Annotated in this window: 10 protein-coding genes and 1 riboswitch; of the genes, 6 read left to right on the plus strand and 4 right to left on the minus strand. The window is 72.2% G+C overall.

Annotated elements, in window-relative coordinates; all coding sequences use genetic code 11:
• The first annotated feature begins 51 nt into the window (after window positions 1-51).
• From ACFVWW_RS30545 to meaB, 3 genes are read left to right on the plus strand one after another with little or no spacing between them, the layout of a single operon-like run.
• Window positions 52-1,929, plus strand: a complete 1,878-nt coding sequence (locus ACFVWW_RS30545) for a methylmalonyl-CoA mutase family protein (protein WP_384331042.1) — start codon at window positions 52-54, stop codon at window positions 1,927-1,929.
• On the plus strand, window positions 1,929-4,130 hold the full coding sequence (scpA, locus tag ACFVWW_RS30550; protein ID WP_386878879.1) for a methylmalonyl-CoA mutase: 2,202 nt from the start codon (window positions 1,929-1,931) through the stop codon (window positions 4,128-4,130). The genes ACFVWW_RS30545 and scpA overlap by 1 nt, the downstream gene beginning before the upstream one ends.
• Before the next feature lie 4 nt (window positions 4,131-4,134).
• Window positions 4,135-5,121 (plus strand): methylmalonyl Co-A mutase-associated GTPase MeaB, encoded by a 987-nt coding sequence (gene meaB, locus ACFVWW_RS30555; protein ID WP_384180739.1) that lies wholly within the window; start codon window positions 4,135-4,137, stop codon window positions 5,119-5,121.
• 83 nt (window positions 5,122-5,204) lie between these two features.
• On the opposite strand, the gene metE is transcribed toward meaB, so the two are convergent.
• On the minus strand, window positions 5,205-7,517 hold the full coding sequence (gene metE, locus ACFVWW_RS30560; RefSeq protein WP_386878880.1) for a 5-methyltetrahydropteroyltriglutamate--homocysteine S-methyltransferase: 2,313 nt from the start codon (window positions 7,515-7,517) through the stop codon (window positions 5,205-5,207).
• A gap of 153 nt (window positions 7,518-7,670) precedes the next feature.
• Window positions 7,671-7,912: riboswitch (cobalamin riboswitch) on the minus strand.
• Between the two features lie 241 nt (window positions 7,913-8,153).
• Between metE and ACFVWW_RS30565 the strand changes: the two genes are divergently transcribed.
• Entirely contained in the window at window positions 8,154-9,236 is a 1,083-nt protein-coding gene (locus ACFVWW_RS30565) for an enoyl-CoA hydratase/isomerase family protein (RefSeq protein ID WP_386878881.1), read from the plus strand.
• A 7-nt stretch (window positions 9,237-9,243) separates the two neighbouring features.
• Here ACFVWW_RS30565 and ACFVWW_RS30570 read toward each other — a convergent pair whose 3' ends face one another.
• Window positions 9,244-9,948, minus strand: a complete 705-nt coding sequence (locus tag ACFVWW_RS30570) for a TVP38/TMEM64 family protein (protein ID WP_384180733.1) — start codon at window positions 9,946-9,948, stop codon at window positions 9,244-9,246.
• Between the two features lie 426 nt (window positions 9,949-10,374).
• Between ACFVWW_RS30570 and tuf the strand changes: the two genes are divergently transcribed.
• Both tuf and ACFVWW_RS30580 read left to right on the plus strand, forming a co-directional pair.
• On the plus strand, window positions 10,375-11,559 hold the full coding sequence (tuf, locus tag ACFVWW_RS30575) for an elongation factor Tu (protein ID WP_386878882.1): 1,185 nt from the start codon (window positions 10,375-10,377) through the stop codon (window positions 11,557-11,559).
• A gap of 127 nt (window positions 11,560-11,686) precedes the next feature.
• Window positions 11,687-12,532 (plus strand): spermidine synthase, encoded by an 846-nt coding sequence (locus tag ACFVWW_RS30580; protein WP_386878883.1) that lies wholly within the window; start codon window positions 11,687-11,689, stop codon window positions 12,530-12,532.
• Here ACFVWW_RS30580 and ACFVWW_RS30585 read toward each other — a convergent pair.
• Together ACFVWW_RS30585 and ACFVWW_RS30590 are read right to left on the minus strand one after the other, a co-directional pair.
• Window positions 12,494-13,819 carry an MFS transporter gene (locus ACFVWW_RS30585; RefSeq protein WP_386878884.1) on the minus strand — a complete coding sequence of 442 codons (1,326 nt, stop codon included), beginning with the start codon at window positions 13,817-13,819 and terminating at the stop codon, window positions 12,494-12,496. The two genes, ACFVWW_RS30580 and ACFVWW_RS30585, sit on opposite strands and share 39 nt — an antisense overlap.
• A gap of 94 nt (window positions 13,820-13,913) precedes the next feature.
• On the minus strand, window positions 13,914-14,927 hold the full coding sequence (locus ACFVWW_RS30590) for a hypothetical protein (RefSeq protein ID WP_386878885.1): 1,014 nt from the start codon (window positions 14,925-14,927) through the stop codon (window positions 13,914-13,916).
• Window positions 14,928-14,940: the final 13 nt, after the last annotated feature.

Genomic DNA, 14,940 nt, shown 5'->3' on the forward strand with positions numbered 1-14,940 from the left:
CACATGGACGCGCCCTGCTGCTCGTTCCGTGAGCTGTCTTAACATCTGGTCATGACGGTCCTGCCTGACGACGGGCTCTCCCTGGCCGCCGAGTTCCCCGATGCGACCCGCGAACAGTGGCAGAGCCTGGTCGAAGGCGTACTGCGCAAGTCGGGTCGGGACATCTCGGGGCCGGCGGCCGAGGACGCGCTCTCCACGACGCTCCAGGACGGGCTTGCCACCCGTCCCCTGTACACCGCCGACGACGCCCCGGGCGACGCCGGCTACCCCGGCTTCCCGCCGTTCACCCGGGGCGGCAGACCGGCGGGCGGCGCCGTCGCCGGCTGGGACGTACGGCAGCGTCATACGCGGCCGGATCCCGCGCGGACCAATGAGGCCGTCCTGTCCGACCTGGAGAACGGGGCCACCTCCCTGTGGCTGACCGTCGGCGCCTGCGGCGTGCCGGTGTCCGGTCTCGAGACGGTGCTCGACGGGGTCTACCTCGACCTGGCCCCCGTCGCGCTCGACGCCGGTGACGCGTTCGGGCCCGCCGCACGGGAGTTGCTGCGGCTGTACCGCGAGCGCGGGGTGGGGCGCCAGGACGCCCGCGGCACCCTCGGCGCGGACCCCGTCGGGCAACTCGCCCGTACGGGACGGGAAACGGCCGGCTCCACCGAAGAGGCCGCCGAACTCGCCGCGCTCTGCCACCGGGAGTACCCCGGCCTGCGCGCCGTCACGGTGGACGCGCTGCCGTACCACGAGGCCGGCGCCTCGGACGCGCAGGAACTGGGCTGTTCGCTCGCCACCGGCGTCGGCTGGCTGCGCGACCTCACCGCCGCCGGACTCTCCGTCGAAGCCGCCTGCGGACAGCTGGAATTCCGCTACGCGGCCACCGCCGACCAGTTCCTGACCATCGCGAAACTCCGCGCCGCGCGGCGGCTGTGGTCCCGGGTGGCGCAGGTCTGCGGCGCGGATCCGGCGGCCGGCGCGCAGCGCCAGCACGCGGTGACCTCCTCGGTGATGATGACCCGGCGCGACCCCTGGGTGAACATGCTGCGCACGACGGTCGCCTCGCTGGCGGCCGGGGTGGGCGGCGCCGACGCCGTCACCGTACTGCCCTTCGACCACGCCCTCGGGCTGCCCGACGCGTTCGCGCGCAGGATCGCCCGCAACACCTCGACGATCCTGCTGGAGGAATCCCACCTGGGCCGGGTCATCGATCCGGCGGGCGGCTCCTGGTACGTGGAGCGGCTCACCGACGAACTCGCCCACGCCGCCTGGGCGTGGTTCCAGGAGATCGAGCGCGCCGGAGGCCAGCGCGCCGCGCTGCGCGACGGGCTGGTCGGCGAGCGGCTCGCGGCGACCTGGGAGGAGCGTGCGGGACAGCTGGCCCGGCGCCGCGAACCCATCACGGGCGTCAGTGAGTTCCCGCAGCTCGGCCAGGCTCCGGTGGAGCGCGACGCGGCGCCGGCGGCCCCGGCGGGCGGACTGCCCACGGTCCGCCGCGACGAGGCGTACGAGGCGCTCCGCGCCCGCTCCGACGCCCATCTCGCCGCCACCGGCGCGCGGCCACGGGTCTTCCTCGCCGCCCTCGGCCCGGCCGCCGCGCACACCGCGCGGGCCACCTTCGCCGCCAGTCTCTTCCAGGCCGGCGGGATCGAGCCGGTCCACGACCCGGTGTCCGTCGACGCGTCCACGGCCGCCGACGCCTTCACCCGCAGCGGGGCCACCGTCGCCTGCCTCTGCTCCAGCGACGCGCTCTACGCGGAGCGGGCCGCGTCCGTCGCGGAAGCACTCAAGTCCGCCGGTGCCCGGCGGGTGTTCCTCGCCGGCCGCCCCGGCGAGCAGCGTGAGACATATCTACGGGCCGGAGTCGACGAGTTCGTCGCCGCGGGCGGCGACGCGGTCGCCGTTCTCACCTCCGTCCTCGACCGGATGGGAGTGGCGTGATGCGGATCCCGGACTTCTCCGAGATCGACCTCGGACCCGGCGAAGGAGCCGCGGTCACCGAGGACCAGTGGCGTACGGCCGTCAAGGAGCACACCGGCAAGGCCGACGGGGACTTCGTCTGGGACACCCCCGAGGGCATCGCCGTCAAACCCCTGTACACCGCCCAGGACACGGCGGGCCTCGACTTCCTCGCCACGTACCCCGGCATCGCCCCGTATCTGCGCGGTCCGTACCCGACGATGTACGTCAACCAGCCCTGGACCATCCGGCAGTACGCCGGGTTCTCCACCGCCGAGGAGTCCAACGCCTTCTACCGGCGCAACCTCGCCGCCGGGCAGAAGGGCCTGTCGGTCGCCTTCGACCTGCCGACCCACCGCGGCTACGACAGCGACCACCCCCGGGTGACGGGCGACGTCGGCATGGCGGGCGTGGCCATCGACTCGATCTATGACATGCGCCAGCTGTTCGACGGCATCCCGCTGGACCGGATGAGCGTGTCGATGACGATGAACGGCGCCGTACTGCCCGTACTCGCCCTGTACATCGTGGCCGCCGAGGAACAGGGCGTACCGCCCGAGAAGCTGGCCGGGACCATCCAGAACGACATCCTCAAAGAGTTCATGGTCCGCAATACCTACATCTATCCGCCCAAGCCCTCGATGCGGATCATCTCCGACATCTTCGCGTACACCTCGCAGAAGATGCCGCGCTACAACTCCATCTCCATCTCCGGCTACCACATCCAGGAAGCGGGCGCGACGGCCGACCTGGAGCTGGCCTACACCCTCGCCGACGGCGTGGAGTACCTGCGCGCCGGGCTCGGGACCGGGCTCGATGTGGACGCGTTCGCGCCCCGGCTCTCCTTCTTCTGGGCCATCGGCATGAACTTCTTCATGGAGATCGCCAAGTTGCGGGCGGCCCGGCTGCTGTGGGCCAGGCTGGTCAAGCAGTTCGACCCGAAGAACGCCAAGTCGCTGTCGCTGCGCACCCATTCGCAGACCTCCGGCTGGTCGCTCACGGCGCAGGACGTCTTCAACAACGTCACCCGTACCTGTGTGGAGGCGATGGCCGCCACCCAGGGCCACACCCAGTCGCTGCACACCAACGCGCTGGACGAGGCGCTGGCCCTGCCCACCGACTTCTCCGCCCGGATCGCCCGCAACACCCAGCTGCTGCTCCAGCAGGAGTCCGGGACCTGCCGGGTGATCGACCCCTGGGGCGGCAGCGCGTACGTCGAGAAGCTGACCCACGATCTCGCCCGGCGTGCCTGGCAGCACATCGAGGAGGTCGAGGCAGCCGGCGGCATGGCGCAGGCCATCGACGCCGGCATCCCCAAACTGCGTGTCGAAGAGGCCGCGGCCCGTACCCAGGCGCGGATCGACTCGGGACGCCAGCCCGTCATCGGCGTCAACAAGTACCGGGTGGAGACCGACGAGAAGATCGACGTGCTCAAGGTCGACAACTCCTCGGTACGCACCCAGCAGATCGAGAAACTGCGGCGGCTGCGCGCCGAGCGCGACGAGAACGTCTGCCAGGACGCGCTGCGCGCCCTCACCGCCGCGGCGGAGGCGGGACCGGGCTCCGGCCTGGAAGGCAATCTGCTGCATCTCGCGGTGAACGCGGCCCGCGCGATGGCGACCGTCGGGGAGATCTCCGACGCCCTGGAGAAGGTGTACGGGCGCCACTCCGGGCAGATCCGTACGATCTCCGGTGTGTACCGCAACGAGGCAGGCACCTCCCCGGCCGTGGAGCGCACCCGTGCGGCGGTCGGGGACTTCGAGAGCGCCGAGGGCCGCCGCCCGCGCATCCTGGTGGCCAAGATGGGCCAGGACGGCCATGACCGTGGCCAGAAGGTGATCGCCACGGCCTTCGCCGACCTGGGCTTCGACGTCGACGTCGGCCCGCTGTTCCAGACGCCGGCCGAGGTGGCGCGGCAGGCGGTGGAGGCGGACGTGCACATCGTCGGCGTCTCCTCGCTGGCCGCCGGGCATCTCACGCTCGTACCGGCGCTGCGCGAGGAGCTGGCGGCGGAGGGCCGGGAGGACATCATGATCGTCGTCGGCGGGGTGATCCCGCCGCAGGACATCGAGGAGCTGCACCGCGCCGGGGCCGCCGCGGTCTTCCCGCCGGGCACGGTGATCCCGGACGCCGCGTACGACCTGCTGACGGGGCTGGCCGCCGCCCTCGGCCACGAGCGGTGAGCGCGTGCCGTCACGGATCGACATCGACAGCTACGCCAAGGGCGTTCTGGACGGCTCCCGTTCGTACATCGCCCGTGCCATCACGTTGGTGGAGTCCACCAGGCCCGACCACCGGGCGCTCGCCCAGCGGCTGCTGACCGAGCTGCTGCCGTACGCGGGAAAGGCACGCCGGATCGGCATCAGCGGGGTGCCGGGCGTCGGCAAGTCCACCTTCATCGACGCGCTGGGGACGCTGCTCACCGGTCTGGGCCACCGGGTCGCGGTGCTGGCCGTCGACCCGTCCTCCAGCAGGACCGGCGGCTCCATCCTGGGGGACAAGACCCGGATGGAGCGGCTGGCGGTGGACCCGGCGGCGTTCGTCCGTCCCTCGCCCACGGCCGGCACGCTGGGCGGCGTCGCCAAAGCGACCCGCGAGACCATCATCGTGATGGAGGCCGCGGGGTACGACGTGGTGCTCGTCGAGACCGTCGGCGTCGGCCAGTCGGAGACCACCGTCGCCAATATGGTCGACTCCTTCCTGCTGCTCACCCTCGCCCGCACCGGCGACCAGCTCCAGGGCATCAAGAAGGGCGTCCTGGAGCTGGCGGACGTCATCACCGTCAACAAGGCCGACGGTCCGCACGAACGCGACGCGCGCTCGGCCGCCCGTGAACTCGCGGGCGCGCTGCGGCTGATGCATCCGGTGGACGCCGCCTGGACACCGCCGGTGCTCAGTTGCAGCGCACGCGAGGGCAGCGGCCTCGACACCGTCTGGGAGCGCCTCGAACAGCACCGCGCGGTCCTCGAAGCCGACGGCCGGCTGGCGCGCAAGCGCCGTGACCAGCAGGTCGACTGGACCTGGTCGATGGTCCGTGACCATCTCCTGGACCGGCTCCGCGAGCACCCCGGCGTACGGGAAGTCGCGCCCGCGCTGGAACAGCGGGTACGGGAAGGGACGCTGACCGCGACCCTGGCCGCCGAACGCATCATCGAGACGCTGGATCTCTCCTAGCGCCCCTCCCGGCACCAGCGCTCGGTTCGGGTCGCGGTGCCGGCGGGCGGATTCCCGTCCGCCGGCACCGCGTTCCACCGGCGTCAGGACATACGCTCCCGCGTCGCCCGGGCCGCCGCCACCAGGTTCTCCAGTGACACCCGCACCTCCGCCCAGCCCCGCGTCTTCAGCCCGCAGTCGGGGTTGACCCAGAGCCGCTCCGCCGGAATCGCCTCAAGTCCCTTGCCCAGCAGGGCCGCCGCCTCGTCCGCCGACGGCACCCGTGGCGAGTGGATGTCGTACACACCGGGACCGACCTCGCGCGGATAGCCGGCCGCGGCCAGCTCGTCCGCGACCCGCATGTGGGAGCGGGCCGCCTCCAGGCTGATCACGTCGGCGTCCAGGTCGTCGATGGCCGTGAGGATGTCGCCGAATTCCGCGTAGCACATGTGCGTGTGGATCTGGGTGTCGGGACGCACACCCGCCGTCGTGAGGCGGAACGCCTCGGTGGCCCACTCCAGATAGCCGGGCCGGTCCGCCGCGCGCAGCGGCAGGGTCTCCCGCAGCGCCGGCTCGTCCACCTGGATGACGGCCGTCCCCGCGGCCTCCAGATCGGCGACCTCGTCCCGCAGCGCCAGCGCCACCTGCCGCGCGGTCTCGCCGAGCGGCTGGTCGTCACGGACGAAGGACCAGGCCAGCATGGTGACCGGGCCCGTCAGCATGCCCTTGACGGGCCGGCCGGTCAGCGACTGCGCGTACGAGGTCGTGGCGACGGTCATCGGGGCGGGACGCGAGATGTCCCCGGCGAGGATCGGCGGACGGACATAGCGGGTGCCGTACGACTGGACCCAGCCGTGCCCGGTGGCCAGATAGCCGGTGAGCTGCTCGGCGAAGTACTGCACCATGTCGTTGCGTTCGGGCTCGCCGTGCACCAGGACATCGATCCCGGCCTTCTCCTGGAAGGAGATCACCTCACGGATCTCGGCCTCGATCCGCTCGTCGTAGCCGGCCTCGTCCAGCCGTCCCGCCCGCCGCTCGGCGCGCGCCGTGCGCAACTCCGAGGTCTGCGGGAACGAGCCGATGGTGGTGGTCGGCAGCAGCGGCAGTCCGAGCCGCTCGCGCTGGGCGACGGTGCGCTCGGCGTACGGCTGGCCCCGGCGGGCGTCCGCGGCGGTCACGGCCGCGGAGCGGGCCCGTACCGCGGGATCACGCGTGATCGCCGAGGAGGCCCGGGAGGCCAGATCGGCGCGGTTCGCGGAGAGCCGGGCCGTGATCGGTCCTGTGCCCCCGGCGAGACCGCGCGCGAGTGTGACGACCTCGTCGGTCTTCTGGCGGGCGAAGGCCAGCCACCGCGCGAGCTGCGGATCGAGCTCCCGCTCGGCCGCCGTGTCCAGCGGGACGTGCAGCAGGGAGCAGGATGCCGACACATCGACCCGGTCGGCGAGACCGAGCAGCGTGGCCAGGGTGGTCAGCGAGGCCGCGAGATCGTTGATCCACACATTGCGGCCGTCCACCACCCCGGCGACGAGCCGCTTGCCGGGCAGGCCGCCGACCGCCGCGAGGTCGCGGAGGTTGGCGGCGGCGGGACCGGTGAAGTCCAGGGCGAGACCCTCGACGGGGGCTTTGGCCAGCACGGGAAGCGCCTCGCCGAGCCGGTCGAAGTACGACGCCACCAGCAGCTGGGGCCGGTCGGTGAGCGCCCCGAGCTCGCGGTAGGCGCGCGCGGTCGCGTTCAGCTCGGCGGGCGTACGGTCCTGGACCAGCGCGGGTTCGTCGAGCTGCACCCACTCGGCGCCGGCGGCCCTGAGATCGGCCAGCACCTCCGCGTACACCGGGAGCAGCCGGTCGAGCAGGGTCAGCGGCTCGAAGCCGGCGGCCACACCCGGCGCGGGCTTGGCGAGCAGCAGATATGTGACGGGACCGACCAGCACGGGCCGGGCGGTGTGGCCGAGCGCCACGGCCTCGCGCAACTCGCCGACCTGCTTGGCCGAGTCGGCGCGGAAGACGGTGTCGGGGCCCAGCTCGGGGACGAGATAGTGGTAATTGGTGTCGAACCACTTGGTCATCTCCAGCGGCGCCATATCCTGCGCGCCGCGCGCCATGGCGAAGTAGCCGTCGAGGGCGTCCGCCTCGACGGCCGCCCGGTGCCTGGCGGGGACGGCGCCGACCATGACGCTGGTGTCGAGCACATGGTCGTAGTACGAGAAGTCACCCGTGGGCACTTCACCGAGACCGGCACCGGCCAGCTGCCGCCAGTTGTCGCGGCGCAGCCCCTCGGCGGTCTCCCGCAGGGCTTCCGCGGTGACCCGGCCCTTCCAGTAGCCCTCGATGGCCTTCTTCAGTTCACGGTCGGGGCCCTGGCGCGGGTAGCCATGGACGGTGGACCGGGACGCCGCGGCTGCGGACTTGGGTGTCACGGGACTCTCCTTCGCGAGTCATGCGGGAACGATCCCGGGTCGACCCGTGGGAAGCGAAGGAACGGAAGCCGGGGCGAAGCACACCGCGTCGCGCGCATGCCCGCCCGAGAACCGCCGACCCGCCCACGAGGTCACCGAGATCTCCGTGTGCGGTGCTCGCACACGGGCAGTGGCAGGTCTTCGGACTCATGGGCACGCCTCGTGGCCGTGACCGTACGTATCCGTACGGGTACGAGGCTCCTACTGGCCGTCGCTTCCCGGACGCGGTGCGTCCAGTGCGTATGACGGCGGTCGTTCCCACTCACCGCTGCGGGGCAGTCCCGGATTCCCACCGGGTTCCCTCTTACGACGCGTCTGCCTGGCGGGCAGGGCGAACCAGCTGCGTCCCCAGCGTAGACGAGTTATTCCGAAGTAGCGTCGTCCGCCCGGAGGGCGGGCCCGGCGGTGTCCGGTGCGTGCGATCGCAAGGCGCCGAGGTGCCCTCGTAGCGGAGCTACTAGGGCATTTCGGCAACGCCGCGAGCGTGCGTGCCGGACACCGCCGGGCAGACGGGACTTCGGAATGACTCGTCTAGAGCCACGGAGGGGGCGGGGACCAGCTAGATCCATGGAACGGACATGTCCGATACTGGGGCGCATGCGTCGGATCACGGAAGGAACCAGCGAGAGCATGGGCCAGGACGGACCGGTACTGACCGGCAGGGCGGGCCGCACGGCCCACATCACGCTCAACCGCCCCCGCGCCCTCAACGCCCTCACCCACCCCATGGTGCTGACGATGTCCGCGGCCCTGGCGGAGTGGGAGCGGGACGCGAGCGTCGCCGCGGTGATCATCTCCGGGGCGGGTGAACGCGGGCTGTGCGCGGGCGGTGACATCCGCGCGATCCACGAGGACGCGCGCACCGGCGGCGGGGACGCCTCGACCGCCTTCTGGCGCGACGAGTACCGGCTCAACGCCCGTATCGCCCGCTACCCCAAGCCGTATGTCGCCCTGATGGACGGCATCGTGATGGGCGGCGGAGTCGGTGTCTCGGCGCACGGCAGCGTACGGATCGTCACCGAGCGCTCGGCCGTCGCCATGCCGGAGACCGGCATCGGGCTGGTCCCCGATGTGGGCGGGACCTATCTGCTGTCCCGCGCGCCCGGCGAGCTGGGAACGCATCTCGCCCTCACCGGAAGGGCGGTGGGCGCGGCGGACGCGCTGCTGTGCGGGCTCGCCGACCACTTCGTACCCTCGGACCGGCTCGACGACCTGCGCGCCGAGCTCGCCGACGCGGACGTACGGGAGACGGTGCGCCGGTACGCGCGCTCCGCGCCGGAGGGCCAACTCGCCGCGGACCGGGGCTGGATCGACGCCTGTTACGCGGCCGATTCGGTGGAGGAGATCGTCGACCGGCTGCTCGGCGACGGCCGGCCGGCGTCGAAGGAGGCCGCGGAAACGATCCTGACCCGGTCACCCACCGCCCTCAAGGCCACCCTCGCCGCGCTGCGCCTGGCCCGCGGACTGACCACGCTGGAGCAGGTGCTCGACCAGGAGTACCGCGCCTCGTGCGCCGCGCTCACCACCCCTGACCTGCTGGAGGGCATCCGTGCCCAGGTCATCGACAAGGACCGCGCGCCGCGCTGGTCGCCGAAGGAGCTGGCGCAGGTCACGGACGCGGAGGTGGAGCGGTTCTCCGCCCGGCCGCCCGGCGGTGACCTCGGGCTCGGCGCGGGCTGACGCGGACTCAGCGTCCGCCGAGGCGGTGGCGCTTGCGCCAGGCGAGCACCGCCGCGCCCAGACCGGTGAGGACGATGAAGCTCATCGCGAGCAGGAACGCCGGCGACGTCGGGGACGACGCCTGGCTGCCCGCGACCACATAGGCCGCGGTGTTGGGGATCGAACCGATCCCCGTCGCCAGCAGGAACGGCGTCCATCCCATGCGGGAGACGGCGGCGCAGTAGTTGGCCGCCGCGAACGGCACGCCGGGGAAGAGCCTGACCGCCAGCATCGACCGGAAGCCGTGCCGGCTGAGCTGACCGTCGGCCGCCTTCAGCCAGCGCCCCCGCAGCAGCGGACGCAGCGCCTCCTGCCCGAGGAAACGGCCCAGCCCGAAGGCGATCCCCGCGCCCAGCACCGTCCCCGCGAGCGCCGCGGGGAGCCCGAGCTGCGAGCCGAAGAGCGCTCCGGCGGCGAGATTGAGCAGCGGACGCGGTACGAACGCGACGGCACACAGCCCGTACGCCACGGCGAACAGCACGACGGCGGCGCCGCCGCTGAGCTGCGCCGGCCAGCCGTCCGAGAGCAGTCTCTGCGGCTCGTACAGCAGCACAGCCGCGGCCGCCGCGCCCAGCACGACCACGAGCAGAGACAGACGCGACCAGGGCGAGAGCAGCGCCCTGGAGCAGCGGACAGCGAGGCCCGGGGACGGCCTGGGGACGGTGTCGAGCATTCGGGGAGACTAACCGACAAGCGTGTGTGATCGTCCCGACGACCGTGCGAAACCCTGTCATTCACGGCAAGACGCCACGCTCTCCGCACAGACCGGCCACAACCGCGGCGCCTTGAGGAACCTCCGCCCCGGTCGCCGGGCCGCGGAAAACCATTCGACGCGACGGTGGCCGTGGGCGAGGATCAGCGACATGTCCCGGTACGCCTTCCTCGCAGCGCCGTCCGCAGTCGCGGACGCGCCGAGGGCTGCCGCGTTCACCACAGCCACGTTCATCACGGCCGCGTTCACCGCAGCCGCATTCACCGCGGCAGCGCCCTTCGGCGGCGCCCGAAGCTGACCCTTCCCGGATCGTCCGGCGGACCCCACAGGGGGAGGGTCGGCAAGGCCCAGGGGTCCACCTCACGCTTCGAGTTCCTGGAAGGAACCATGCCCAAGACGGCATACGTGCGCACCAAGCCGCACCTGAACATCGGCACCATGGGCCATGTCGACCACGGCAAGACCACCCTGACCGCCGCCATCACCAAGGTCCTCAGCGACCGCGCCGGCAGCGGTACCTCCTACGTCCCGTTCGACCGGATCGACCGGGCCCCGGAGGAGGCGGCCCGGGGGATCACCATCAACATCGCGCATGTCGAGTACGAGACCGACACCCGGCACTACGCGCATGTGGACATGCCGGGCCACGCCGACTACATCAAGAACATGGTGACCGGCGCCGCCCAGCTCGACGGGGCGATCCTCGTCGTCTCCGCGCTCGACGGGATCATGCCGCAGACCGCCGAGCACGTCCTGCTCGCCCGCCAGGTCGGTGTCAACCACATCGTCGTCGCACTCAACAAGGCCGACGCGGGCGACGACGAGCTGACCGACCTGGTCGATCTGGAGGTCCGCGAACTGCTCAGCCGGCACGGCTACGGCGGCGACGCGGTGCCCGTCGTCCGGGTGTCGGGCCTGCGGGCCCTGGCGGGCGACCCGCGCTGGACGGCGGCCGTGGAGGCGCTGCTCGACGCCGTCGACACCTATGTGCCGATGCCCATCAGGTACACGGACGCGCCGTTTTTGCTCCCGGTGGAGAACGTCCTCACCATTACCGGGCGCGGCACGGTCGTCACCGGCGCCGTGGAGCGCGGCACGGTCCGGGTGGGCGACCGGGTGGAGGTGCTCGGCGCCGACACGGGTCCGCAGACCAGCACGGTCACCGGCCTGGAGACCTTCGGCAAGCCGATGGAGTCCGCGGAGGCCGGGGACAATGTCGCGCTGCTGCTGCGCGGCATGGCGCGGGACGCGGTCCGGCGCGGCCATGTGGTGGCGGCGCCGGGCAGTGTCGTCCCGAGCCGGCGCTTCACCGCGCAGGTGTACGTCCTCTCCGCGAGCGAGGGCGGCCGTACCACCCCGGTCGCCAGCGGCTACCGGCCTCAGTTCTACATCCGCACGGCGGACGTGGTCGGCGACATCGACCTCGGTGAGGCGGCCGTCGCGCGCCCCGGCACCACCGTCACCATGACCGTGGAGCTGGGCCGTGACGTACCGCTGGAGCCGGGGCTCGGCTTCGCGATCCGTGAGGGCGGCCGCACGGTCGGCGCGGGCACGGTCACCTCGCTGCTGTGACACTCCCGGGGTGACCCGCCCCCGCCAGGGCGGCCCGCGCCTGTCTCCCCGCACTCCAGGGGGACGGGCGCGGGCCGTGCGCGACCCCGGCCCGCGACGGGACCGGCCCGCGGCGCACAATGGGACGGTGAACGAGCCCATCCCCGTCATCCGTGCCGTGGACCGCGGCACCGCCAGATTGCTGCCCGATGTGGACCGGGAGCGGGCCTGGCTGCTGACGGTCGACGGCGCGCCCCAGTCGTACGTCGATCTGGACGAGCCGACCCATCTGGAGTTCGAGTACGTGCGGCGCCTCGCCCATGTCGTCGACTGCGCCGCCGCGGCGGGTGAGCCGCTGACCGTGCTCCATCTCGGCGGTGGGGCGTTCACCCTGCCCCGCTATGTCGCCGCCACCCGGCCCGGTTCCTCGCAGCAGGTGGTGGAGGCCGACGCGGGGCTGCTGGCGCTGGTCGCCGAGCTGCTGCCGATACCGAAGAGCGCCGGGATCACCGTGCACGGCGCGGACGCCCGCCACCGGCTCGAAGCCGCGCCGGCCCGCTCGGCGGACATCCTGATCGCCGATGTCTTCGGTGGCTCCCGGATCCCCGCCCACATCACCTCCGTCGAGTACGCGCGGGAGGCCGAGCGGGTGCTGCGTACGGGCGGGGTCTACGCCGCCAATCTGGCCGACGGGGCGCCCTTCGACTTCCTCCGCTCCCAACTGGCCACCTTCGCCGAGGTGTTCGAGGAGCTGGCGCTGATCGCGGAGCCGGCCGTACTGCGCGGCCGCCGCTTCGGCAACGCCGTGCTGGTCGCCTCGCACACCCCGATCGACACGGCGGCCCTGGCCCGCCGCACCGCCTCCGACGTCTTTCCCGCCCGGGTCCAGCACGGCCCGTCGCTGCGGCGCTTCATCGGGGACGCGGCGGTCGTACGGGACACCGGCGCGGTGCCGTCACCCCGGCCGCCCGACGGCGCTTTCAGCATCGGCTGACACGGCGGCGGCTGCGGCCGGGGCCACCGAGGCCCGCTCCGTCTTCGACGTCGTCCTGCGGGTCAGTCGGCGGACGTCCGGAACGGTCAGCACCGCGGCCGTCAGCAGCACGATCAGCGCGGAACAGCCCCACAGCGCGGTGGAGCGCCCGAAGGCGCTCTCCGCCGGTCCCGCCAGCGCCGTGGCCACCGGAATCATGCCGATGGAGCCGAGCATGTCGTACGCGGAGACCCGGGAGAGCTTCTCCTCCGGGATCTCCTGGTGCAGGGCGGTCATCCAGGAGACACCGAACACCTCGACCGAGAGACCCGTCAGGAACATCACCAGCGCCAGCCCCACGGCCGGCAGCGGCACCGCCAGCCCGGCCGACGGCAGCGCGAGCGGGAACACGCAGAGCGTGCCCGCGAGCAGCAGCCGGCGCGGCTTCCAGCGCATCATCACCAGCGCGCCGCCCACGGTGCCCGCGCCGAAGGCGGCGAGCGCCAGACCCCAGGGCCCCGCCCCGCCGAGTTCGTCCCGCGCGACCAGCGGCCCGTACACCGCCTCGGCCGCCACGACCACCGCGTTGACCACCGCGAACTGCACGACGATGGTCCAGAGCCAGGGCCTGCCCACGAACTCCCGCCAGCCGTCGCGCAGATCGGCGAGCATGCCGCCGCCGGGCGCGCGCGCCGGGATGTGGCTGACATCGAGGAAGGCGCGCAGGGAGCCCGCCACCAGGAAGGCGGCGGAGTCGATGGCGAGCACCCAGCCGGGGCCGAGTACCGCGATGAGCGCGCCGCCCAGGGCGGCGCCGCCGATTCCGGCGCCGTGCATGGACATCCGGTAGAGGGCGAAGGCCCGGCCGGCCTGTTCGCCGCTGACGCTGGACATCAGCATGCCTTCGGAGGCCGGGCTGAAGAAGGCGTGCCCGGTACCGCCCAGCGCGGCCAGCGCCATCATCTGCCACAGCAGCGGGTCGCCCGTGAGGACGAGGGCGGCGAAGGCGGCCTGCGAGAGGCAGTTGAGGGTGTTGGCGGCGACCATCACCCGGTGGCGGGGCAACCGGTCGGCCAGGGCGCCGCCGACCAGCAGGAAGAGAACCAGCGGGATCGTACGGGCCGCGGCCACCAGCCCCACGTCGCCCGCGTCGCCGCCCGACTCCAGCACCGCGAACGCCGAGGCGATCAGCGCGCCCTGGCTGCCCAGGTTGGTCGCGATCGCCGCGGCGGTCAGCAGTGTGTAGTTGCGGCCGGCCCAGGCGGGGCGACGGGCGCGGCGGAGGCCGGCGTCGGTGGGAGAGGTCACCTGTGGACTATTGCCGCAGCCGCCCCCGGTTGCCAACCGGTTAAACCGGGGTTCAGGGCGGGCGGTTCAGGGCGATACGGCCAGCGGGACCGTCTCAGGAGGTCCCCAGCAGCCGGACGGTGCCCAGGATCTTCTTGACGGTCGTGTCCGGGATCTCGTCCGGCACGTCCCTGCTCGTGTAGAGCACCCATGTCGCGTAGTCACCCTTGGCGTTGGTGAAGGTGAAGGCGATCGACTTGCCGTCGGTGTCGCACTTGGTCTTCTTGGTGACACCCGTGGTCTCGGCGGTCGAGAAGTGTCCCTTGAGCCCGGAGGTGGTCGTGTACGCCTCGGGCTCGCTGACCTTCACCTTCTGCTTGGCCACGGCCTTGGTCTCCTGCTGGGCGTACGCGGCCCAGGCCCAGCTGCCCGCCTCGTTCTTCGATCCCGACGCCGTGTCCGTGGCGCCCTGGCCGCCCTTGGTGCCGGTGTGGCCAAGGCCGTGGTCCTCCATCTTCCCGTCCTTGTTGGTGTCCTCGGAGCACCACGCGGACTTGTAGGTGGCAGGGGCGGAGAAGGCAAGGACGGGGTTGCCGTCCCCCTTCTCTTCGATCTCGATACCGGAGATGACGCCGGGGTTCTCGACCTCCCAGTCCGCGGGGACATCGAACTGCGTCCCGTGCTGCGGATTGGTCACGACCTTCCAGCCCGCGATCTGCGGCTTGTTCTCCGAGCCGTCCCGGGGGTTGTCGACGGACGGCTTCGCGGTCGGCTTCGCGGACGCGGAGGCCGTGGAGTCACCGTCGGCCCGGTCCGTCGTGTCGTCGTCCTTGTTCAGCACCAGGAAACCGGTGACCCCGGCGGCGATCACGACCGCCGTGGCCGCGACGATGGCGACGACGGTCGTCTTCTTCTTGTCCTGCGAAGGACCGGGCCCGCCGGGCGGCCCCGGTATGCCGTACTGCGGCACCGTCGGCTGCTGGTACGGGTTGGGCTGCTGGTACCCCGGCTGCTGATATCCGGGCTGCTGGTACGGATTCGGCTGCTGGTACCCCGGCTGCTGGTACGGATTCGGATTCTGGTCCTGCGGGTTCTGCTCGCCCCCGGGCGGCTGCTGTCCTGGCCACATGGCGAGTAACCAT

The organism is Streptomyces sp. NPDC058198 (genome assembly GCF_042882605.1).
Classification (GTDB): Bacteria; Actinomycetota; Actinomycetes; order Streptomycetales; family Streptomycetaceae; genus Streptomyces.